General features: G+C 63.3%; 20 protein-coding genes and 2 pseudogenes. 7 read left to right on the top strand and 15 right to left on the bottom strand.

Annotated features, from left to right (window positions below):
• Window positions 1-2: 2 nt before the first annotated feature.
• Window positions 3-464: pseudogene (locus A3A9_RS39600) on the bottom strand (ornithine cyclodeaminase); the annotation flags it as partial.
• On the opposite strand from A3A9_RS39600, the gene A3A9_RS39605 reads away from it, so the two are divergent.
• From A3A9_RS39605 to A3A9_RS41355, 4 genes and pseudogenes are all read left to right on the top strand, one after another.
• Complete coding sequence (locus A3A9_RS39605) at window positions 454-753, top strand: hypothetical protein (protein ID WP_245279131.1); 300 nt, start codon at window positions 454-456, stop codon at window positions 751-753. The pseudogene A3A9_RS39600 and the gene A3A9_RS39605 overlap by 11 nt on opposite strands.
• Window positions 750-1,184 (top strand): hypothetical protein, encoded by a 435-nt coding sequence (locus A3A9_RS45885; RefSeq protein WP_245279132.1) that lies wholly within the window; start codon window positions 750-752, stop codon window positions 1,182-1,184. The genes A3A9_RS39605 and A3A9_RS45885 overlap by 4 nt, the downstream gene beginning before the upstream one ends.
• On the top strand, window positions 1,066-1,476 hold the full coding sequence (locus A3A9_RS0127215) for a carboxymuconolactone decarboxylase family protein (protein ID WP_245279137.1): 411 nt from the start codon (window positions 1,066-1,068) through the stop codon (window positions 1,474-1,476). The genes A3A9_RS45885 and A3A9_RS0127215 overlap by 119 nt, the downstream gene beginning before the upstream one ends.
• Window positions 1,476-2,336 (top strand): annotated as a pseudogene (locus tag A3A9_RS41355) (sigma-70 family RNA polymerase sigma factor). Before A3A9_RS0127215 ends, A3A9_RS41355 begins: the two are co-directional and overlap by 1 nt.
• Before the next feature lie 12 nt (window positions 2,337-2,348).
• Here A3A9_RS41355 and uxuA read toward each other — a convergent pair.
• On the bottom strand, window positions 2,349-3,533 hold the full coding sequence (gene uxuA / locus A3A9_RS0127225) for a mannonate dehydratase (RefSeq protein ID WP_027061459.1): 1,185 nt from the start codon (window positions 3,531-3,533) through the stop codon (window positions 2,349-2,351).
• A 100-nt stretch (window positions 3,534-3,633) separates the two neighbouring features.
• Here uxuA and A3A9_RS0127230 point away from each other — a divergent pair, with 100 nt between their 5' ends.
• Complete coding sequence (locus A3A9_RS0127230; protein WP_027061460.1) at window positions 3,634-4,419, top strand: SDR family NAD(P)-dependent oxidoreductase; 786 nt, start codon at window positions 3,634-3,636, stop codon at window positions 4,417-4,419.
• 41 nt (window positions 4,420-4,460) lie between these two features.
• Here A3A9_RS0127230 and A3A9_RS0127235 read toward each other — a convergent pair whose 3' ends face one another.
• The 9 genes from A3A9_RS0127235 to cyoA form a co-directional block, all read right to left on the bottom strand.
• Window positions 4,461-5,075 carry an alpha-ketoglutarate-dependent dioxygenase AlkB gene (locus A3A9_RS0127235; RefSeq protein WP_051371204.1) on the bottom strand — a complete coding sequence of 205 codons (615 nt, stop codon included), beginning with the start codon at window positions 5,073-5,075 and terminating at the stop codon, window positions 4,461-4,463.
• Window positions 5,076-5,189: 114 nt separating this feature from the next.
• Window positions 5,190-6,452: a DUF763 domain-containing protein gene (locus A3A9_RS0127240; RefSeq protein ID WP_027061462.1), complete on the bottom strand. Its 1,263-nt coding sequence runs from the start codon at window positions 6,450-6,452 to the stop codon at window positions 5,190-5,192.
• 134 nt (window positions 6,453-6,586) lie between these two features.
• Entirely contained in the window at window positions 6,587-7,123 is a 537-nt protein-coding gene (locus tag A3A9_RS0127245; RefSeq protein ID WP_027061463.1) for a response regulator transcription factor, read from the bottom strand.
• Entirely contained in the window at window positions 7,113-8,465 is a 1,353-nt protein-coding gene (locus tag A3A9_RS0127250) for an ATP-binding protein (RefSeq protein WP_027061464.1), read from the bottom strand. The genes A3A9_RS0127245 and A3A9_RS0127250 overlap by 11 nt, the downstream gene beginning before the upstream one ends.
• Window positions 8,462-9,277: an SURF1 family protein gene (locus A3A9_RS0127255; protein ID WP_027061465.1), complete on the bottom strand. Its 816-nt coding sequence runs from the start codon at window positions 9,275-9,277 to the stop codon at window positions 8,462-8,464. The genes A3A9_RS0127250 and A3A9_RS0127255 overlap by 4 nt, the downstream gene beginning before the upstream one ends.
• Window positions 9,274-9,651, bottom strand: a complete 378-nt coding sequence (cyoD, locus tag A3A9_RS0127260) for a cytochrome o ubiquinol oxidase subunit IV (RefSeq protein WP_027061466.1) — start codon at window positions 9,649-9,651, stop codon at window positions 9,274-9,276. Before cyoD ends, A3A9_RS0127255 begins: the two co-directional genes overlap by 4 nt.
• Window positions 9,648-10,274, bottom strand: coding sequence for a cytochrome o ubiquinol oxidase subunit III (gene cyoC, locus A3A9_RS0127265; protein ID WP_027033585.1), 627 nt, complete (start codon window positions 10,272-10,274; stop codon window positions 9,648-9,650). The genes cyoD and cyoC overlap by 4 nt, the downstream gene beginning before the upstream one ends.
• 9 nt (window positions 10,275-10,283) lie before the next feature.
• The gene (gene cyoB / locus A3A9_RS0127270) at window positions 10,284-12,281 is read right to left on the bottom strand and encodes a cytochrome o ubiquinol oxidase subunit I (RefSeq protein ID WP_027061467.1); all 1,998 of its coding nucleotides are present in this window, start codon (window positions 12,279-12,281) and stop codon (window positions 10,284-10,286) included.
• A 10-nt stretch (window positions 12,282-12,291) separates the two neighbouring features.
• Window positions 12,292-13,470, bottom strand: coding sequence for a ubiquinol oxidase subunit II (gene cyoA / locus A3A9_RS0127275; RefSeq protein WP_027061468.1), 1,179 nt, complete (start codon window positions 13,468-13,470; stop codon window positions 12,292-12,294).
• Between the two features lie 210 nt (window positions 13,471-13,680).
• On the opposite strand from cyoA, the gene A3A9_RS0127280 reads away from it, so the two are divergent.
• Entirely contained in the window at window positions 13,681-15,003 is a 1,323-nt protein-coding gene (locus tag A3A9_RS0127280) for an MFS transporter (protein WP_027061469.1), read from the top strand.
• Between the two features lie 15 nt (window positions 15,004-15,018).
• Here A3A9_RS0127280 and A3A9_RS0127285 read toward each other — a convergent pair whose 3' ends face one another.
• The 4 genes from A3A9_RS0127285 to A3A9_RS0127300 form a co-directional block, all read right to left on the bottom strand.
• Window positions 15,019-16,038 (bottom strand): NADP-dependent oxidoreductase, encoded by a 1,020-nt coding sequence (locus tag A3A9_RS0127285; protein ID WP_027061470.1) that lies wholly within the window; start codon window positions 16,036-16,038, stop codon window positions 15,019-15,021.
• Between the two features lie 81 nt (window positions 16,039-16,119).
• Window positions 16,120-17,013 carry a dihydrodipicolinate synthase family protein gene (locus A3A9_RS0127290; RefSeq protein ID WP_027061471.1) on the bottom strand — a complete coding sequence of 298 codons (894 nt, stop codon included), beginning with the start codon at window positions 17,011-17,013 and terminating at the stop codon, window positions 16,120-16,122.
• A gap of 44 nt (window positions 17,014-17,057) precedes the next feature.
• Window positions 17,058-18,404, bottom strand: coding sequence for an NAD(P)/FAD-dependent oxidoreductase (locus A3A9_RS0127295; RefSeq protein WP_027061472.1), 1,347 nt, complete (start codon window positions 18,402-18,404; stop codon window positions 17,058-17,060).
• A gap of 193 nt (window positions 18,405-18,597) precedes the next feature.
• On the bottom strand, window positions 18,598-19,932 hold the full coding sequence (locus A3A9_RS0127300) for an aspartate aminotransferase family protein (RefSeq protein ID WP_027061473.1): 1,335 nt from the start codon (window positions 19,930-19,932) through the stop codon (window positions 18,598-18,600).
• A 97-nt stretch (window positions 19,933-20,029) separates the two neighbouring features.
• Between A3A9_RS0127300 and A3A9_RS0127305 the strand changes: the two genes are divergently transcribed.
• A complete protein-coding gene (locus tag A3A9_RS0127305) occupies window positions 20,030-20,887 on the top strand; it encodes a LysR family transcriptional regulator (protein WP_027061474.1) in 858 nt (285 codons plus the stop codon).
• Window positions 20,888-20,904: the final 17 nt, after the last annotated feature.

Raw genomic sequence — 20,904 nt, forward strand, 5'->3', positions numbered from 1 at the left:
GATCAGACGAACGGTTTTTTCAAAGAGTCTGCTCGAAGCAGCATGCCAAACAGATCGCGCGGCTCGTCGGGATCCGCCAGCATGTCGAGTTCCTGGTAGAGGCCGGTCGACTTCAGCTGATCCCTGACATAACGCAGCGCCGAAAAATCCTCGATGGCGAAGCCCACCGAATCGAACAGCGTGATCTGACCGGCATCGCGCCGGCCTTTGGTGGCGCCTGACATGACTTGCCACAACTCGGTCACCTCATGATCCGGTGCAAGCTGCTGGATCTCGCCTTCGATGCGGGTCTGCGGCGGATATTCGACGAAGATGTCGGAGCGCAGCAGGATGTCGCGGTGCAGTTCGGTCTTGCCCGGGCAGTCGCCGCCGACGGCGTTGATGTGGACGCCGGAGCCGACCATGTTGTCGGTCAGGATGGTGGCATACTGCTTGTCGGCGGTGACGGTGGTGATGATATCGGCGCTCACCAGGCCGTGGCATGCGGGCGTGCTGCATGCGCGTGCGGCCGGCCTCGCCGAAGCGATCCTTTCGGGCCTGCGCACCGATGCGGCCCTCAACGTGGCAGCCAACGTACCTTATGTGATCAGCCGTGACGCCGACTATGCCGTGCCCATCCATGGCGATGATCGCGGCATCCCCGCGATCCTCGTCGAGATCCGGCAGGATTTGCTGGCGAACCGGTCCGGCATCGAGGAGTGGGCGAACCGCCTGGCGGCGGCGCTGCCGGCGCCGACGGAAACGGTCTCATGAGCAATCTCAGCCTGCGCGAGCGCGATGCCGTGACCATCGCGCAGATCGGCAAGCTGCGCTTCTCGCCGCTCAGCGTCGTCGGCGGCAAGGGCAACCGGCTGATCGGGGAAGGCGGCCGCTCGCTGCTCGACCTGTCGGGATCGGCCGGCCCGGCAGAGATCGGCGGCATCAAAAAAACTGGCCTGGATGTCACACAGGAAAATCCTCGCTCGTCATGGGATCGGCACCAACAGAAGGAAGCCAACCATGACCGCAAAAATCGACCTCTTCGCCGCTGCCCCTTCACTGATGAAGAACTGGCAGCGTTCTTCGATCGAGCTCTCCGCCGCCGCCAGCCTCGAGCACAGCCTCACCGAACTGGTGAAGCTGCGTGCCTCGCAGATCAATGGCTGCGCCAACTGCATCAATCTCCATGCCACCGAGGCGCGTGAGAACGGTGAGACCGAGCAGCGCATCTACCTGTTGCCAGCCTGGCGCGAAGCACCCTGCTATAGCGACCGCGAACGGGCGGCACTGGCCTGGACCGAGGCCTTGACCCGGATCTCGGAAGACACTGGCCGCGCAGGCGCCTATGAAGAGTTGAAGGCGCATTTCACGGAGGAGGAGCAGATCAAGCTCACCTTGACGATCAACATCATCAACGCCTGGAACCGCATCTCTGTCGGTTTCGGCCTTTCTGCCGACCCGGCTGCCATCAAGGCCGCCAGGGCGGCGGCAGCCTGATGACGAGGCCCGACGCCGACGATGCGGCAGCGGGTGGTTTCGCCCCGTTGCGGCCAAAGCTCATGCGCGTTGCCTATCGCATGCTGGGCTCGGTGTCCGACGCCGAGGACGCCGTGCAGGAGGCCTTCATCCGCTGGATGAAGGCCGATCGCGGCGCGGTCCGCGAACCCGAGGCATTCCTGCGCCGTACAGTGACGCGGCTGTGACTCGACCAACTCAAATCCGCGCGGCACAAACGCGAGACCTATGTCGGCCCCTGGCTTCCCGATCCCGTCGTCGAAGAAGACGAGGTGGACGACGTCACCTTGCCGCTGATGTTGGCACTGGAGCGCCTGTCACCGCTCGAACGCGCCGCCTTTCTGCTGCACGATGTGTTCGGGCTCGGGTTTGACGAGGTCGCGGCCGCGGTCGATCGCGACGCGGCCGCCTGCCGTCAACTGGCGGCTCGGGCGCGCGGTCATGTCCGCGAGGCGCGGCCCCGCTTTGCGGTGGAAAGGCAACACGGGCTCGCGCTTGCCGAGGCCTTTTTCACGGCCTCGCGCAGCGGTGACATGAAGGCGCTTGGTGCCATGTTGAGCGCCGACGTCGTCGCCCATGCCGATGGCGGCGGCAAACGTCCGGCGGCTACCGAGCCGGCCCTGGGTCTCGATGCCGTGATGAAGCAATACGAGCGTGTTGCCGCCTGGTTGCGCACGCATGCTTCGAAACTTGTCCGCGTCGGTTTCATCAACGGTTTGCCGGGGTTCGTCACCCTGGAAGCCGACGGCGAACTCCAGACCACCGCACTCGATATCGAGGGCGGCAAGATCGCGGCGATCTATGTCGTGCGCAACCCCGACAAGCTCAGGCATCTGCATTAGGCATCGTGTTCGTCAAGCCAGCCCGAACTTATCCACGGCGCGCATGATGCCGCGCAGTTCGGCGAGGCCTTTCAGGCGGCCGATCAGCGAGTAGCCGGGATTGATCTTCTTCTTGCCGATGTCGTCGGCGAGTAGGTGGCCATGGTCCGGCCGCATCGGAATGCGCCAGTCGGCGCGGCCGTCCTTGCGCCGGCGCTTCTCCTCTTGCATCAGAGCGAGGATGACATGCGCCATGTCGGTGCCGCCCTCGAGATGCTCGGCTTCGTAGAACGAGCCGTCCTCCTCGATGGTGATGTTGCGCAGATGGACGAAATGGATGCGGTCGGCGAATTCCTTGACCATGGCGACGATGTCGTTGTCAGCGCGCGTACCGTAGGAGCCGGTACAGAAGGTCAGGCCATTGGCCGGGCTGTCGACGGCGTTGAGGATGAAACGCGCATCTTCGGCGGTCGATACGACGCGCGGGAGGCCATAGAGCGAGAAGGGTGGATCATCGGGATGGATGCACATGCGCACCCCTTCCTCTTGCGCCACCGGAATGATCTCGCGCAGGAACCAGGCGAGGTTGTCGCGCAACTCCTTGGGCCCGATCCCATCATATTCCGCCAAAGCCTCGCGGAAACTGTTGCGGTCATATTTGCGCTCGGTTGCCGGCAGGCCGGCGATGAGGTTGCGCTCGATCTGGTCGACCTGCTCCGGTGTCAGCGCCTTCAGCCGCGTCTCGGCCTCGGCGATCCGCGCCGGCGTGTAGCTGGCGGCGCCGTTCTTGCGCTGCAGCACGAACAGGTCATAGGCGGCAAAATCGATGGCATCGAAGCGCAGGGCGTAGCCGGTTGTCGGCAGGCGATGCATGAGATCGGTGCGCGTCCAGTCCACCACCGGCATGAAATTGTAGCAGACCGTCTTGATGCCGGCCTTGGCGAGCGCGCGGATGCTGTCGCGATAGTAGCCGGCATAGCGCTCGCGTTCCGGTGTGCCGATCTTGAAGGAATTATGGACCGGGATGCTTTCGACAACCGACCATGTCAGGCCGGCGGCCTCGATGATGCGCTTGCGCTCGAGCACATCGGCTTCGGGCCAGGCCCTGCCATCGTAGATGTGGTGAAGTGCTGAAACCACGCCGGTGGCACCAGCCTGTCTGACATGATCGAGTGTCACCGGATCATCCGGACCATACCAGCGCCAGCACTGTTCCATTACCGCTTTCCTTTTTGCGAGAGACCGGCAACCTATTGTTTGACTACGATGAGTGTCAAACTCAGAACTGGGTTTTTGTTAGCGCATGAAGGAGCTCCCGATGAAGGATTTTGACGGCAAGGTGGCATTGGTGACGGGGACAACCGGTATCGCGCTCGCCACCGCAAGACGGCTGGCGCAGGGGGGTGCTGCGATCATCGCCTGCGGCATCGACCGGGCCGCCAATACCGCCATGCAGGAAAGCCTTGCCAAGGCCGGAGCGAATGCGCTGGTGCAGACAGTTGACGTCTCGGTCTCTGACCAGGTGCGCGACGCGGTCGCGGCCGGCGTCGCCAAATTCGGCGGTATCGATGTCATCGTCAATTCGGCAGCGGTCCATCCCTACGGAACCGCGACGACGACCGACTGGGAAACCTGGAACCGGGCAATGACGGTCAATGTCGGCTCGATCTATCTGACCGCGCATTTCGGCATCCCGGAAATGATCAAGCGGGGTGGCGGCGCCATCGTCAATGTCGCCTCGGTGCAGGGTTTCGCCTGCCAGCAGAACGTCGCCGCCTATGCCACCACCAAGGGCGCCATCCACACGCTGACGCGCTCGCTGGCGCTCGACTACGCGTCGGCCGGTATCCGGGTCAATTCGGTCAGCCCAGGCTCGATCCGCACGCCGATCCTGGAGAAGGCCGCGCGTGGCGACAATGGCAGCGATGCCGATGTCGAAGAGGCCTACAGGCGCTTCGGCGCGGCGCATCCGCTCGGCCGCATCGGCGAACCGGCGGAGGTGGCGGAGTTGATCGCCTTCCTGTGCTCGTCCAAGGCCGGCTTCTGCACCGGCGCCGACTACAAGATCGATGGCGGCCTGACTGCCGGCATCGGCGTGAAGTAGACGCGTGACGATCGGCCCGGCCTTCACACGCGGCATGATGCTCAGGGGTTTTGGGAGCGCAGCGTCCGCAAGGTGATCGAATAGCGATGCTCGGCGAGCGGCGGGATGCTGTGCTCCCATTCGGTGCGCGAAGGGCCGGTCATGAGATAGGCTGACCTTGGCTCGACGGCGATGGTCCGGCGCTCCCATTTGTCACCGCTCTTTCGCCGCAGCCGAAAGCTGCAAGGCGCCAGCAGGGACACACCAACGACATCCTCGAAATGCGGCTTGTCGCGATGCCAGCCGATACCGGCGCCAGGCCGGTATTCATTGATCAGCAATCGCGCGAACGCCTCCCCGGGTCGGCGCGCAAAGGCCGCGACCCTTTCGCGCAAAGGCAGCAGAAAGTCGGGAATCGGCAGCGCCTCGACCACTTCGCACCGGTCGTAATCGTAGCGCAGGCCAAACCCGATGACGCGTCGGTTTGCCAGATGGCCATGGAAATCAAACGCCTGGAAAGGCAACCCTTCAAGACGCCGGGCGAGCTCGGCCTCTTCCTGCGGCGTGATCAGGTCGGTCTGATAGGCGAACCCTTCTGGCAAACCCGTGGCATCACCAAAAAGATCTTGCTGGAATGCCAACGGGCGATCGACTGCTTTCGATTTGAGCGGCGACATCCTGCGTAGGTGGTGAAGTCCGGACCGCAAGGCAATACGCTTCTTCAACGAATTCATCCGCGACCGTTACAGCTACTGTCGCGTGGCATGACGTGGCGGAGCAGGGCCGGCCTGTCAGGCCTTCTTGTTCAGCTCTGCAGGCGCCTTGTCCGGCGCCGGCTCCCAGCCAAAGACACTCCGGCCGCCGAGCGGGTGCGACTGGTCGAATTCTCCGGCGACGATTTCCTTCAGGCTGGGGCCGGTGACGTATCGCTCGACCTGCCGCGACTGGTCGTCGAGCCGCTTCAGCGCACCGATTTCCTCTTCACGGCCAAGCCTGGCCTTGTGCACGGCCGACTTCAGCACGCCGATCGTCTCGTCATAGACCTTGAGCGGAACCGGAAACGGGTGCCTGTCCTTGCCGCCATGGGCGAGCGAGAAACGGCCGGGATCCGAAAAACGGCATGGCGCGCCATGCACCACTTCGGCAACGAGGGCCAGTGCGCGCACGGTGCGCGCGCCGACACCGGGAACCAGGAGAAGTTCGGAAAAATCCGCCGGACCACGCTCCGCGGCCGCCGCCATGTTTCCATGCAGCCGGCGCATGACGACATCGCTTTCGCGCACATCATGGTGGGCCGGCATGACCAGATGCGGCAGCAGCGGCTGCTCCGGAGCTGGGGCAGCCTTGGGATGCAAAACAGCGAACTCCCGCAGGATGCGATCCGGCCCAAGGTTCTGCAACAGATCCAGCTGTCCCTGGCGCGAGGCCTCGGCGCGGCGGTCGGTCAGGTTGACGATCTCGCCCTGGTTGGCGCCTTCGATGGCGGCATGCGGCTGATCGACGAAACTCTTCAGACCTTCGGACAGCCAATGGTAGCGGCGTGCCACCTTAGTGTCGCCGTTCATGCCTTGCTGCACCACCACCCAGTCGCCGTCATCGGTGACGATGAAGCCGTGCAGATAGAGGTCGAAGCCATCCTGAACGGCGGCGCTGTCGACCTTGGCGACAAGCCGGCTTACGGTTGCCAGGCTCTGTCCATCGAAGCCGACGCGCTCGCCGATGGCGGTCAGCTCATGCGGGGTTTTGCGTGAGTGTGCGCCGCGGCCGCCGCAGACGTGAATGCCGAGTTCGCCAGAGAGCGGCGTCAGACCGCGTTTCAAGGCGCCGACGACGCTGGTCGTGATGCCGGAGGAGTGCCAGTCCATGCCCATGACGGCGCCGAAGGACTGGAACCAGAACGGATGAGCCAGACGCCGCAGCAACTCGTTGCGGCCATAATGATGGATGATCGCCTCGCACATGACGGCGCCAAGACGCGTCATGCGATCGCCAAGCCATTTCGGCACCCGCCCGCCATGAAGTGGAAGATCAGCACTGCCCGATCGTTGCGCCAAATCCGTTGCCTGTTCCCGTGTCTGTACACACAGATAGGCATCCGGGGTCACGCAGGAAAGCTTTGAATGCTCCCGCTCGAATTGGGCGATGGACCAAATCGATTTCGGCCGGATCGTGGTCGCAGCCCTTGCGGCTACCGCACCACGCGTTTCTCGAGCTTGCGGGCCAGGGTGCGCCGGTGCAGGCCCAGCCGGCGCGCCGTTTCGGAGATGTTGAAACCGGTCTCGACGAGCGTTTCGTGGATGCGCTCCCATTCGAGGTTCTTGATCGAGGTGGGACGGCTGCTCAGTGAAACCGAAACATCGCCCTCGGCGCGGCCGAAGGCGGCTTCGATGTCATCCGTGTTGGCGGGCTTGGCCAGGTAGTGACATGCGCCAAGCTTGATCGCCTCGACCGCGGTGGCGATGCTGGCAAAGCCGGTCAGCACGACGATCCTCATCGACGCATCGCGGGCGCTGAGCAATTTGACGCATTCCAGCCCGGAGCCACCAGCGCCAAGCTTGAGATCGACGACGGCGTATGCCGGAACGGCTGTTTCGAGGGCGCGAACCAAATCTTCCCGGCCATGGCAGACCACGACGTCGTAGTCGCGCTTTTCGAAGGAGCGCTTCAGCGTTTTCGCGAAGGTGGCGTCATCCTCGACGATAAACAGGGATCGATCAGGCCTCATGATCATCTCCATCGGTCAGCGCCGCGAGCGGCAGCGAAAGCGTAACACAGGCGCCCTCTTCCATGTTACGCGCCGAAAAGTCGCCGCCGAGCTTTCGAACCACGTTGACGACGAGGAAAAGGCCAAGGCCACCGCCCGGCCGTCCCTTGCTCGACATATAGGGCTGGCCAAGTGCCGCCAGAATACCCTCGTCAAAACCCGGCCCGCGGTCGCGCACGGCAATCACCAGTTTCTCGCCCTGGCGCTCGGCAGTGACGCCGACCCAACCCTGCGATGCTTCCTGGGCGTTGTCGAAGACGTTGAAGATGACCTGCTTCAGCGCCGTGTCGGAGACGATCTGCTCATCGGGTTCGAAATCGTTCACGTACTCCAGATTGAGCGGCTGGCGGCTGGTGCGCCACTCCTGGACGAGATCGTCGAGGAAATGGCGGATGCTGGTGCGGATCGTGCCTTCGCCCCGCGCCTGCCCCGAAGACATCAGGATGCCCGAAACGATGCTCTTGCAGCGCTCGATCTGCGCCTGCATCTCGGCCACGTCCCCGGCCAGCTCGCGGTTGCGGGTGACGCTGCGTATCTGACGCCAGTCGGACAGGATGACCGATATGGTCGAAAGCGGCGTGCCCAGTTCATGCGCGGCACCCGAGGCCAGCAGGCCCATGCGCACGATGTGATCCTCCTCGGCCGAGCGCTGGCGCAGATCGGCGAGATAGGCGTCGCGCTCACGCAAATTGCGGTTGATGCGCGTCATGAAGATGACGATCAGGCCCGCCGCCAGCACGAAGCAGATGAACATGCCCCTGATATGCAGGGCCAACAGGTCGCTGCCGCCGTGATGCGGGACCGCGATCGGCTGGAACTGGAAGGTGAGGAAGACGAAGCAGGCGGAAGCGGCCGCCACCAGGATCCAGGTGGACCAGGGCGTCAGCAGCGCGGCGCCAAGCGTGATCTGCAGCAGGTATAGCGATACGAACGGGTTCGAGGCACCGCCGCTGAGGTAAAGCTGGATCGTTAGCGCCGCCATGTCGAAAATGAGCGCGACGAACAGCTGCGCGTTGCTGATCGGGCGCTGGCCGCGCGAAGCCAGCAGGCTGAAAATGTTCAGCACGACGAGGAAAAGCACCACGCCGGCCATCTCCGCCAGCGGCAGCGGGATGTCGAACCAGTATTCCGTCACCAGAATGGTAAGCACCTGACCCGCCACCGCCAGCCAACGCAGCTGGATAAGCAGGAGCAGGTTCTTCCTGTTCGCCGCATCGGGATTGGCGACCGCACCGGCCTTGTCCGCAAGGGATGCCGTCGCGAAGGATTTGTCGTAGCCAGGCGCTGACGTCGAGACGCTCATCCTGCCGGTCCTTGCCGCCGGCGGCGACCGGTCATCGGCGCCGCCAGGGCTGCGGCAAGCATCGCAGCGAGCGTGAACCAGGTCAAAGCATAGACGAGGTGGCTGTTGCGGAAAGTCACGACAGTCAGGCCGCCACGCGGCCAGTCGCCGGATGCCTCCGCATCGACGAAATAGGGCGCGACGTCCTTTGTCAGGCCGCGCGCGGTTGCGATGGCAGCGACGTCCCGTGAATACCAGCGATTGCCCGTGGCATCGTTGTTGCGCAGGAAGCCGCCGCCGGGCTCGCTGATGCGCAACAACCCGTCAATGACTGCCGGCGACGAGATGCCATCGCTTTCCCGCTCGAACTCAGGCTTGCGCTCCTGGGGAATGAAGCCGCGGTTGACCAGCACGACGAAGCCGCGATCTGTTTGCATCGGCGTCAGCACCCAATAGCCGCCGCCAAGCTCCGTCACCGCTTGCACCAGCGTGTTGGCGCCGCCCAGAAAGCGCCCCGCCAATCGCACATGGCGGTATTCGTCACCGGCAGCGGTCATGCCGCTCCAGCTCAGTGGGCCAGGCGCATCGACAACGGGGGCATGGATGCGTTGGTCAACGCGGGCGATCAGATCGAGCTTCCAGACCCGCCTTTCCAGTTGCCATATGCCGAGCCCGACAAACACCAGCACACCGAGGAGCCCGAGCAGGAGGAGGAAAAGCCGCGACGCCGGCGATCTGCCGGTGTTCTTTCGTGACGCGGCGGGCGAACCAATGCCGGCCTGCACGATCCGTACTTCGGTAGTGGTCCTCTCCGCGCCCGGCGCCGGGCTCATGGCATTTCGCGCATGTCGTGAAGCCCCGGCATCATGTTGGCGTTGAGATGGTACATCACCCAGAGCGAGCCGGTCAGCACGATGACGACCAGGATCAGCGTGAAGATCAGCGCCAGCATCGACCATCCGCCCTCGGAGGCGGTGTTCATATGCAGGAAGAAGACCATGTGGACGACGATCTGCACCACAGCGAAGGCCATGATGACGATGGCCGTGGCCTGCTTGTCGTCGATGGCACCGCTCATGACCAGCCAGAACGGGATGGCGGTCAGGATGACCGACAGCACGAAGCCGATCAGATAGCCCCTGAACGACCCATGCGCGGCGCCGCCATGGGCGTGGTCGTGACCCTCGGCATGCTCGTGAGCGCTCATCGCAACATCCCCATCAGATAGACGAAGGTGAAGACGCCGATCCAGACGACGTCGAGGAAATGCCAGAACATCGAGAGGCACATCAGCCGGCGACGGTTGGCCTCGATGAGGCCGAACCGGGCGACCTGCGTCATCAGCGTCACCAGCCAGACAAGGCCGAAGGTGACGTGCAGGCCGTGTGTGCCGACCAGGGTGAAGAAGGAGGACAGGAAGGCGCTGCGCTGCGGCGTGGCGCCTTCATGGATCATGTGGGAGAATTCGTAGAGTTCGATCGACAGGAAGGCCAGACCGAACAGGGCGGTCACGGCAAGCCAGGCTTGCGTCGCCGCGACGCGGCCCTTGTCCATGGCCAGCATGGCAAAGCCGTAGGTGATCGAGGAGAACAGCAGCATGGCGGTGTTGACCGCCACCAGATCGAGATCGAACAGGTCCTTTGGAGCCGGCCCCGCCGCGTAGTTGCCGCCGAGCACGCCATAGGCCGCGAACAGCATGGCGAAGATCAGGCAGTCGCTCATCAGGTAGAGCCAGAAGCCGAGCATGGTGCTGCTGCCTTCGGCATGCGCATGCTCTTCTTCCAGGTGGAAGACCGGCTCAGGTCCGGACGTGGTTGCAATCGAAGCCATGCTCAAACCCTAGCCCTGGGCGGCGAGGAGCGTCGTCCTCGCCTCTTCCGTCTGTGTGACCTCCGCAGCTGGAATGTGGAAGTCTCTGATATAGTTGAAGGTGTGCCCGATCGCGGTGGCGATCAGGCAGACGAAGCTCAGCGCCGCCAGCCACCAGATGTACCAGATCAGGCCGAAGCCGAGCGCCACGCTGAAGGCGGCCAGGATGACGCCGGTGCCGGTGTTGCTTGGCATGTGGATCGGCTTGAAGCCCGAGAGCGGCCTGCTGTAGCCGGCCTTCTTCATGTCCCACCAGGCGTCGTTGTCAAGCACGACCGGCGTGAAGGCGAAGTTATAGGCGGGCGGCGGCGAGGACGTCGACCATTCGAGCGTGCGGCCGTCCCAGGGGTCGCCGGTCGGATCGGTCAGGGCCTCGCGCCTGCGGATGGAGACGTAGATCTGGATCAGGAAGGCGGCGATGCCGCAGGCGATCAGCACCGCGCCGAAAGCGGCGATGATGAACCAGATCTGCAGCGAAGGGTCGTCGAAGACGCGCATGCGGCGCGTCACGCCCATCAGGCCGAGGACATAGAGCGGCATGAAGGCGAACCAGAAGCCGACCACCCAGCACCAGAACGACACCTTGCCCCAGAACGGATCAAGCTTGAAGCCGAAGGCCTTGGGCCACCAGTAGGCGATGCCGGCAAACAGGCCGAACAGCACGCCGCCGATGATGACGTTGTGGAAATGCGCGATCAGGAACAGGCTGTTGTGCAGCACGAAATCCGCCGGCGGCACGGCAAGCAGCACGCCGGTCATGCCGCCGACGGTGAAGGTGAGCATGAAGGCCATCGTCCACATCATCGGCAGTTCGAAGCGGATGCGGCCGCGATACATTGTGAACAGCCAGTTGAAGATCTTCGCTCCGGTCGGGATCGAAATGATCATCGTGGTGATGCCGAAGAAGGAATTGACGCTGGCGCCCGAGCCCATGGTGAAGAAGTGGTGCAGCCAGACAAGGTACGACAGGATGGTGATGACCACCGTGGCGTAGACCATCGAGGTGTAGCCGAACAGGCGCTTGCCCGAGAAGGTCGATGTGACCTCGGAAAAGACGCCGAACAGCGGCAGGATGAGGATGTAGACCTCCGGGTGACCCCATATCCAGATGAGGTTCACATACATCATCGGATTGCCGCCGAAATCGTTGGTGAAGAAGTTGGTGCCGACATAGCGGTCGAGCGCCAGCAGCGAGAGCACCGCCGTCAGCACCGGGAAAGAGGCGACGATCAGCACGTTGGTGCACAGCGACGTCCAGGTGAAGACGGGCATACGCATCATCGTCATGCCGGGGGCGCGCATCTTGATGATGGTGCAGATCAGGTTGATGCCCGACAGCGTGGTGCCGACACCCGCCACCTGCAGCGCCCAGATGTAATAATCGACGCCGACGTCGGGACTGTAGCCGATGCCGGAAAGCGGCGGATAGGCGAGCCAGCCGGTGCGGGCGAATTCGCCGACGAACAGCGATGCCATGACCAGGATGGCGCCGCCGACCGTCATCCAGAAGCTGAAATTGTTGAGGAAGGGGAAGGAGACGTCGCGCGCGCCGATCTGCAGCGGCACGACGAAGTTCATCAGCCCGGTGACAAAGGGCATCGCCACGAAGAAGATCATGATCACGCCGTGTGCGGTGAAGATCTGGTCGTAGTGATGCGAGTTGAGGTAGCCCTCGGACCCGTTGAAGGCGATGGCCTGCTGCAGGCGCATCATGATGGCATCGGAGAAGCCGCGCAGCAGCATGACCAGGCCGAGCACCATGTACATGATGCCGATCTTCTTGTGGTCGACGCTGGTGAACCACTCGCGCCAGAGATAGGTCCAGAGCTTGAAATAAGTGATGACGCCGAAAAGGGCGATGCCGCCGAGCGCCACTGCGGCGAAGGTGGCGACGACGATCGGCTCGTGCAGCGGCAGCGAGTCCAAGGTGAGACGGCCGAAGATGAATTTGGTCAAAGAGTCGGGCATCCGCTGTCTCTCACAATTCTTGCCGCAGCAGGCCAAGCGGCGGCGCATCCGCCTCGGCGCGACGGCTCTCGGTGCCTGGCCTCAGCAGCCCTGCCCCGCGCAGCGGGGAAAGATTCCTGGCCGGCCAATCCGTCGGCGTGGCATTGCTGGCCGCGCGGGAGGCAGCCGCTTCCTCAGCCGTGCAGATGGTGGCGACATACGACGGATCGTTGCCGAACACCGCGCCGCGCCGGGCGAGCTTGTCGTATTGCAGCGGCACCGTGTTGCGGACACCCGCAAGACCGAGGCCGCCCTTGGCGTCGATCGACATCATCTCGTTCATGCACATCTTGCCGCGCTCGACGCACAGATTGAGAATGGCGCCATAGAGGTCGGGATCGACGGAGGCATAGTGGCGGACCGGCTCGTTCTCGCTCGGCTTTTCGAGCTCGAGATAGCTGTCGCGGTTAAGCGCCGCCGACGCGGTCCTGGTCTGCGCTACCCACTGGTCGAAAGCCTGGTCGGACAGACCGTGGAAGGCGAAGCGCATGCCCGAAAAGCCGGCGCCGCTGTAATTGGCTGAGAAGCCGACATACGTGCCCGGCCGGTTGATGACGGCGTGCAGCTTGGTCTCCATCGCCGGCATTGCATAGATCTGCCCTGCAAGGGCTGGAATGTAGAAGGAATTCATCACCGCCGAGGAGGTGATGCGGAAGTCGATCGGCTGGTTGACCGGCGCCGCCAGCTCATTGACGGAGGCGATGCCATAGTCGGGATAGATGAAGAGCCATTTCCAGTCGAGCGCCACGACCTCGACCCGCAGCGGCTTGTGCAGCACTGTGACCGGCTGGCCGGGCTCGATGCGGTCGATGCGGCGGTAGGGGTCGAGCAGATGCGTGCCGAGCCAGGTCAGCGCGCCAAGGCATATGATGATGAGCAGGGGCGCTGCCCAGATCACCAACTCCAGTTTCGTCGAATGATCCCAGTCCGGGGCGTAGGTCGCCGAGGCGTTGGAATGCCGGTAGCGCCAGGCGAAGAAGACAGTCAGCGCCATGACGGGCACGATGATGATCAGCATCAGCACGGTCGAGACCACGAGCAGGTCACGTTGCTGGAGCGCGACATCGCCGGCGGGCGCAAGCACGACGAGATCGCAGCCGCTGAGCAGCCCGGCCAGGGGAAACAGAAGCAAGGCTCCAAATCGTTTCATCAAACGCTGCCCTCAATGGACCACCGCAACCGTTCATGTTGCAGTGCGGCATCAAGGGCTACTGCTCGCGGCGCCGCGGCAACATTGGACAATTTGTCCAATGCCCAGCCGGCATGGCTTTGGCGCAGTGTGCAGTGCACAATGGAACCTCTAGGGAATCCCCAGAATTGGGTCCCGGACACTTCATTCCACGCGGTGGCGACGGATAAGATGGCTCAGACTTCGACTGCCGAAACAAACAGCGAGCTGATCGGCTCGCATCATGGCCAGGTCAGTGCCGGCGATATAGCGGTCGGCGTGATCGTGGGCAGGACGTCGGAATTCTTCGACTTCTTCGTCTATGCGATCGCGTCCGTCATCGTGTTTCCCAAGCTCATATTTCCGACGCACGATCCGCTTGTCGGGACGCTCTATTCCTTCTCTATCTTCGCGCTGGCCTTCGTCGCGCGACCGTTCGGCTCGGTTCTGTTCATGGCCATCGATCGCGCCTATGGCCGCGGTGCGAAACTGACGATCGCGCTGTTCCTGCTCGGCACGTCGACCGTGGCCATCGCGTTTCTGCCGGCCTATGGCGACATCGGCGCGGTGGCGATCTGGCTTCTCGCGCTTGCCCGCATCGGACAGGGTCTGGCGCTTGGCGGAACATGGGATGGGCTGCCCTCGCTGCTGGCGCTGAACGCACCGGAGAACCGGCGCGGCTTCTATGCCATGATCCCGCAGCTGGGCGCACCGATCGGCCTTATCGTGGCAGCCGCTCTCTTCGCCTTCTTCGTCGCCAATCTGTCGGCCGACGACTTCCTGACTTGGGGCTGGCGCTATCCCTTCTTCGTTGCCTTCGCCATCAACGTCGTGGCGCTGTTTGCCCGGCTACGCATTGTCGTCACGCCCGAATTCTCGAAACTGTACGAGAGCGGCGACCTGCAGCCGACGCGCATAAGGGACACGATCAAGGCCGAGGGCCGCAACGTCGTCATCGGCGCCTTCGCGCCGCTGGCGAGTTTCGCCCTCTTCCATATGGTGACGGTGTTTCCGCTGTCCTGGGTGTTCCTGTTCACCAATGAGGGGCCGGCGCGCTTCCTGGTGATCGAGGCGGTGAGCGCGCTGTTTGGCATTGCGGCCATCGTCGCATCGGGCCCGCTGGCCGATCGCGTCGGGCGCCGTGCGCTGCTCGGCGGTTCGGCGATCGCCATCGCGACGTTCAGCGGCTTTGCCCCGCAGCTTCTGGATGGCGGCGCTGTCGGCGAAGCGCTGTTCATGGTGCTGGGCTTCATCCTGCTGGGGCTGAGTTTCGGACAATCATCGGGCGTCGTCGCCTCGAGCTTTTCCCGCCAGTATCGCTACACTGGCTCGGCCATAACCTCGGATCTGGCCTGGATGTTCGGCGCCGGCTTCGCGCCGCTGGCCGCCTTGCTACTGGCCGGCAATTTCGGCCTCATCGCCGCCGGCGCCTATCTGCTGTCGGGTGCTGCCTGCACATTGCTTGCGCTGTGGATCGACGGGCGCCGTCCGGCTGCGGACCGTCAAGCCGACTGATTTTGCGAGGCGCATTTATTGCGCGACCCGAACGATGAGCTTGCCGAAATTCTTGCCGTCGAGAAGGCCAAGGAAGGCTTGTGGCGCGTTCCCAAGGCCCTCCACGATATCTTCCCTGTAGCGGACCTGCCCGGACGCGATCCATCCGGCCATCTCGCGATAGAAGGCCGGACGCTGGTCGACAAATTCGCGCTGGATGAAGCCCCTTATCGTCAGGCTGCGCTGGAGCACCTGCTGCATCAACGTCGGCAGCCGGTCGGCACCTGATGTCGCGATGGTGTTGTATTGCGCGATCAACCCACAGACCGGCACGCGAGCGAACTCGTTCAGCAGGGGAAACACCGCATCCCAGACAGGACCGCCGACATTCTCGAAATAGACATCGATGCCATCAGGGCAGGCAGCCTTCAACTGCTCGGCGAAATCGTCGGCCCGGTGGTCGACGACAGCGTCGAAGCCGAGCTCCTGCCGCACGAAGGCGCATTTGTCAGCGCCACCGGCGATGCCAACGGCACGGGCGCCCTTGATGCGTGCGATCTGGCCAACGGCCGAGCCGACAGCGCCGCTGGCAGCCGCCACGACCACCGTCTCGCCAGCCCTTGGCTGTCCGATCGTCAGCAGACCAGCATAGGCGGTGAAGCCCGGCATGCCCAGCACACCGAGCGCGGTCGTGATCGGCGCTGCGGCAGGGTCGAGCTTGCGCAGCCCGACACCGTCCGACAGGGCAAAACCCTGCCATCCCGAGTGGGACAGCACGATATCGCCTTCAGCAAAGCCGGCATGGCGGGATCTGATGACCCGCGCGACGGTGCCGCCTTCCATCACCCCGTCCACCTCGACCGGCTTGGCATAGGATTTGGCGGCGTTCATGCGGCCGCGCATATAGGGATCAAGCGACAGATAGAGTATCTGGAGCAGCAATTCGCCCTCACCCGGCTCCGCGATCGCCACGGACTCGATGCGGAAGTCGCCTGGCTTCGGCCGGCCTTGGGGTCGCGATGCAAGCACGATGCGGGTGTTCGTCTCAGTCGACATTGGATACTCCCTCTTGGAACTCCCGCGCCGGCAGGTGGCTTTCGACATGATTGTCGGGAGCAAGATTCCGCAAGCGCTGCTTCAGATCCGTTTGCCCAGATCGGCGATCGTGGCCCTGATGACCTTCTCAACCGACACACGCTCACTGCCTTCGATCTCCAGGCGTGGCTTGCGCACGAATTCGGGCGCGCCGTAGACGAGATGTTCGGCAAGCTTGATGTACTGAACCAGCTTCACGTCGGTGTCGAGATGGAAGGCTGGCGTCATCAACCTGTACTGCGGCAATGCGGCCTTGAAGTTTCCAGCCCTGGCCTCGTTGAAGAGCGCCACGCATTCCGCCGGCCATGCATTGGTCATGCCGGAAACCCAGCCGACGACGCCGAGCGCCAGGCTTTCGAGGATAAGATCGTCGACGCCGCAGAAGATGTCGAAGCGGTCGCCAAAGGCGTTGAAAAGGTCGGTCACGCGCCGGATGTCGCCTGTCTCTTCCTTGATGGCGACGATGCCGGGCACATCCACCAGCGCTTTGAGGGTTTCGACGTCGACATCAACCTTGTAGGCAATGGGGTTGTTGTAGATCATCACCGGCAGGTCGCTCGCCTCGGCAACGGCCTTGTACCATGCGACCGTTTCACGGCGATCCGTGCGGTAGGCAAGACTTGGAAAGGTCATCAGGCCTTGCGCGCCAAGCTTCTGGTAGTTGCGGGCCGCGCCAATGGCATTGTCGGTCGACAGTTCGGCCAGACCTGACAGAAGCGGCACCCTGCCCGCGACAACCTCGCTGGCGGCGGTGACGACGGCGTCGCGCTCTTGCTGCGTCAAGGTCGCGTTTTCACCCAGCATCGGCAGCACGATCACGCCCGAAACGCCGTTCTTTATCAAGCGATCAATGCTTGCCTGGGTGGCCGGCAGATCAATGGATCCCGATGCCTGCATCTTGGTGGTGACCGCGGGAAAAACGCCGGTCCAGGTCATGTCTTGATCTCCTCTTGCTCGCGGCCAGGGCTGGATGATCTCATCTAAAGCGAAGGCCCCAGCTGCATAGGGCTGCCGTCGCTGAACCGGGACTGACGGAACCTGTGGAGATTGTGCCCTATCTCGTTGCCCTGAATCAGATCGGACAGGATGCGGCCCATGCCGGGTCCGATGCCGAAGCCGTGACCGCTCATGCCGGTCGCGATGACGAGGCCCGGGATCGTTGTGACGCGATCGACGACAGGCACGACATCCGGCATCGCATCGATCATGCCCGCCCAGCTCGCCCTGAGCGGTATAGTCTCGAATTGCGGGAAAAGCCCCTTGAACTCGCGGTCGATGGCGCGAAGGGCCTTGGCCTCGGGAGCCGGATTGAGAATGCGCATCCGCTCGAACGGGGTTTCCTTGTCCGCATCCCATTTGCGCGGGGTCGACCAGCTGTCCGGGTATCCGCGCGGCGCGGCCGGGCGGTAGCGCGTGCCAAGGGGATTTGCCTTGAGAGCAGGGAAATATTTCGGCGCATGGCGCAAGGCGTCCGGCCCGACATAGAGCACGTGGCTGCCTCCCGCCGCCAGCGTGTAGCCGCCATCTTGCCTGCGCCTGAACGCGATGTGTTCGTCCGCGGCGGCGCCCGCATATATTTCCGGCAGCGGCGCGGTCGCGGCGACGGTTGTTCTGACACTGAGCTGCGGGATGGAGATGCCATGCGCGCGCAGGAACAGCGACGTCCATGCGCCGCTGGCGACGAGCACGCTCGACGTGGCGATGCGCCCCTGCTCGGTCCAGACGCCGCTGATGCGTCCCGCCGAGACATCAAGCATGCGTGCCGCGCAATTCTCGATGATGGTGACGCCTTGCCGGGCGGCCAGGCGGGCAAGTGCGGGCACCGCGACCCAGGGCTCGGCGCGCATATCCGATGGCGTGGTCATCGCACCCTTGAAGGGGCGCGACATGGCCGGGATCAGCCGGGCCGCCTCACCTTGATCAAGCAGACGCGTGTCGACGCCATGAGCCTCCGCGATCTTCAGGAATTTGGCGAACCCGGCCATCTCCTTGTCGGTACGCGCAAGATAGGTGACGCCTGTCTGCGTCAGCCCTATGTCCTCGCCGGATTCCTTGGCCAATTGGCGCCAGAGGCGTTGCGCTTCGATGACGATCGGCAGTTCGTCGACGTCGCGGCCTTGCTGCCGGATCCAGCCCCAGTTGCGCGAGGATTGCTCGGCGGCGATGCGACCTTTTTCCAGCAAGGTGACCGAGATGTCGTGCCGCGCCAGGAAAAGCGCCGTGGTCACGCCGATGACGCCGCCGCCGACGATCACGACCTCAGAGGTCTTCGGCAGCGGCGCTTGAAACTGGATCGGAGTGGCTTCAGTGAAAGGGAAGATCGTCAATGCGTACTATCCTCTATCGCGCCACGACTGTGTCCGGTCGCGAGACTTGCCTGGCGGGGCTAGACCTAGCCGCATCCATGGGTAGTCGGCAACGCGCCAAGAGACCGATGGCCAGCACTACACTGCGGGCCTGGAGAATTTGCGTGCCAGTGCGATAAAGTTGTTGGCCACCTTCGCAGCCATCGCCATGCATTCACTCGGCAGCAATGCCGGAAAGGCCAGCGGTTGCGGCAAGCCCGGCTTCGATCGAGTCCGAAATGATCCGCAAGCCGAGGTCGAGTTCCTCTTCTGAAATCGTCAAAGGAGGTGCTATGCGAAAGACGCCGCCCATGCCGGGAAGCTTGACGATGTTCATGCTCAGGCCGCCGCGAAACGCTTCCGCAGCAATGCGGGCGCCGAGCTGGTGGTCGGGCTCCCTGCCCTTGCCGTTGACGATCTCGACCCCGAGCAGAAGGCCACGGCCGCGCACGTCACCGACACAGTCGTAGCGCTGCTTCAGCTTCGACAGTCCGTCGAACAATTTCGCGCCGAGATACCGTGCCCGTTCGACAAGCTTTTCTTCCTCGACCACATCGAGCACTGCCAGGCCGACCGCCGCCGGCAGCGGATCGGAGACATGCGTGGTGTAGAACAGGAAGCCATTGGCGTGCGCCGCCTCCTCGATTTCAGCCGTCGTCATCACGGCAGACAGCGGCAGCCCCGCGCCGATGGTCTTGGACAGCGTCAGTATGTCGGGCGTGACGCCATCCCGTTGAAAGGCGAACATATCGCCTGTTCGACCGATGCCTGTCTGCGCCTCATCGAGGATCAGCAGCATGCCACGCTCACCGCACTTCTGCTTGAGCGCCGCCAGATAGCCTTGCGGCAGCTCCAATATGCCACCGCTCGACAGGATCGGCTCGGCGACAAAGGCAGCCAGGCTCCCCGTCGACTGGCTGTCGATCAGGTCGAACGCATCGTTGAGTTCGGTGAGCCAGTCCAGCGAACCATCCGCATGCTTGAAGCGGGGGCGGAAACTGTTGGGCGCCGGGATGGCCAACGAGCCGACGGCGGCGGGTCCATAGCCCTTGCGGCCGGCGCTGTAGGTTGCTGACGCCGCGGCACCCGTCATGCCGTGCCAGCTCTTCGAGAAGGCGACGATCTCATGTTTGCCGGTCACCAGCTTCGCCATCCGGATGGCCGCTTCGTTCGACTCGGCACCGGTCGAAAGCAGCAGCACCCGATCGAGGCCGGGCGCCAGCGCCGCAAGGCGTTGCGCAAGCTCGACCACCGGACGTGACAGCATGCCGCTGAACAGATGCGCGACCTTTTCGACCTGCCGGCTGACCGTCGAAACGATCCTGGGATGGCTGTGCCCGAGCAGTGCGCTCATCTGCCCGGAGGTGAAATCGAGGATGGGCCGGTCGTCCGCATCATAAACGAACGAGCCTGCGGCGCGTTCTATGATAGCGGGCTCAAACGTACCGCCATAGCGGATCAGATGTTTTTGCGCCGCATCCCAGAATTGACGATCCGAATTTTTCGACATGCTGCTGCTCCGCCAAAGTGTTCGGGGCGGAAATTAGCCGATGGTGCGGGTGCAGTAAAATTGATAGTAATCGGATTCAGATATCAACGGAATTGATATGCAAGGTCCACTCGACCTCAGGCTGCTGGCGACATTCGTTCGTGCCGCTCATTCGGGAACGTTGAGCGCGACAGCGGTGCAGGTTGGACGCACGCAGTCAGCGGTGACCATGCAGATCCAGCGGCTCGAGGAGGCTCTCGGCCAGAGCCTGTTTCATCGCAGCGGCAGTGGGGTGCGACTGACCGGCAGCGGCGAGCGCTTCCTGGCCTACGCCGAGCGCATCCTGAAAATCCATGACGAGGCGATTTCGGCGCTTTCCGACAAAGGCCTGCACGGCTCGATCCTTTTCGGCAGTCCCGAAGATTATCTGAGCGCGTTCTTCCCCGCGCTCCTAAAGAGTTTTGGAACTATGTACCCCGATGTCGAGATCAAGGTCGTTTCGGCGCCAACGGTCGAATTGCGAACGCTTCTCAACGCGCGCCAGATCGACCTCGCGCTTGTTTCCGCGCCGAATGCAAACCAGACGCCGGACATCGTGCGCACGGAATCGCTGGTGTGGGTGGGCAGCAAGCCGTCGCTGGAGCTTTACGATTTTGGCGACACCGTTCCGCTGGCGTTGTCGGCGTCGAACGCCCTGGACCACAAGGCAGCTTGTGAAGCCATGGCCGGTGCCGGGCTGCGCTACAAGATATCCTATGCCAGCAACAGCCTCGCCGGATTGATTGCCGTCGCGCGGTCCGGGCTGGCCATCAGCGTGATGACCAAGGAGGCGGTCCCAGCCGACCTCCATATTCTGAACGCGCCGCTTCCTCAGCTGCCTCGCCTGGGCATTCTGATCGCCTTTGCCGACTCGGAGCGATCGCCTGCGGTCGAGGCCTTTGCAGGCCACATCCGAAGTGTTCTTCCGTCGCTTTGAAGTGATCGAACTGGCGG

Origin of the sequence: Mesorhizobium loti CJ3sym (assembly GCF_000472785.1) — a bacterium.
Classification (GTDB): domain Bacteria; phylum Pseudomonadota; class Alphaproteobacteria; order Rhizobiales; family Rhizobiaceae; genus Mesorhizobium; species Mesorhizobium loti_E.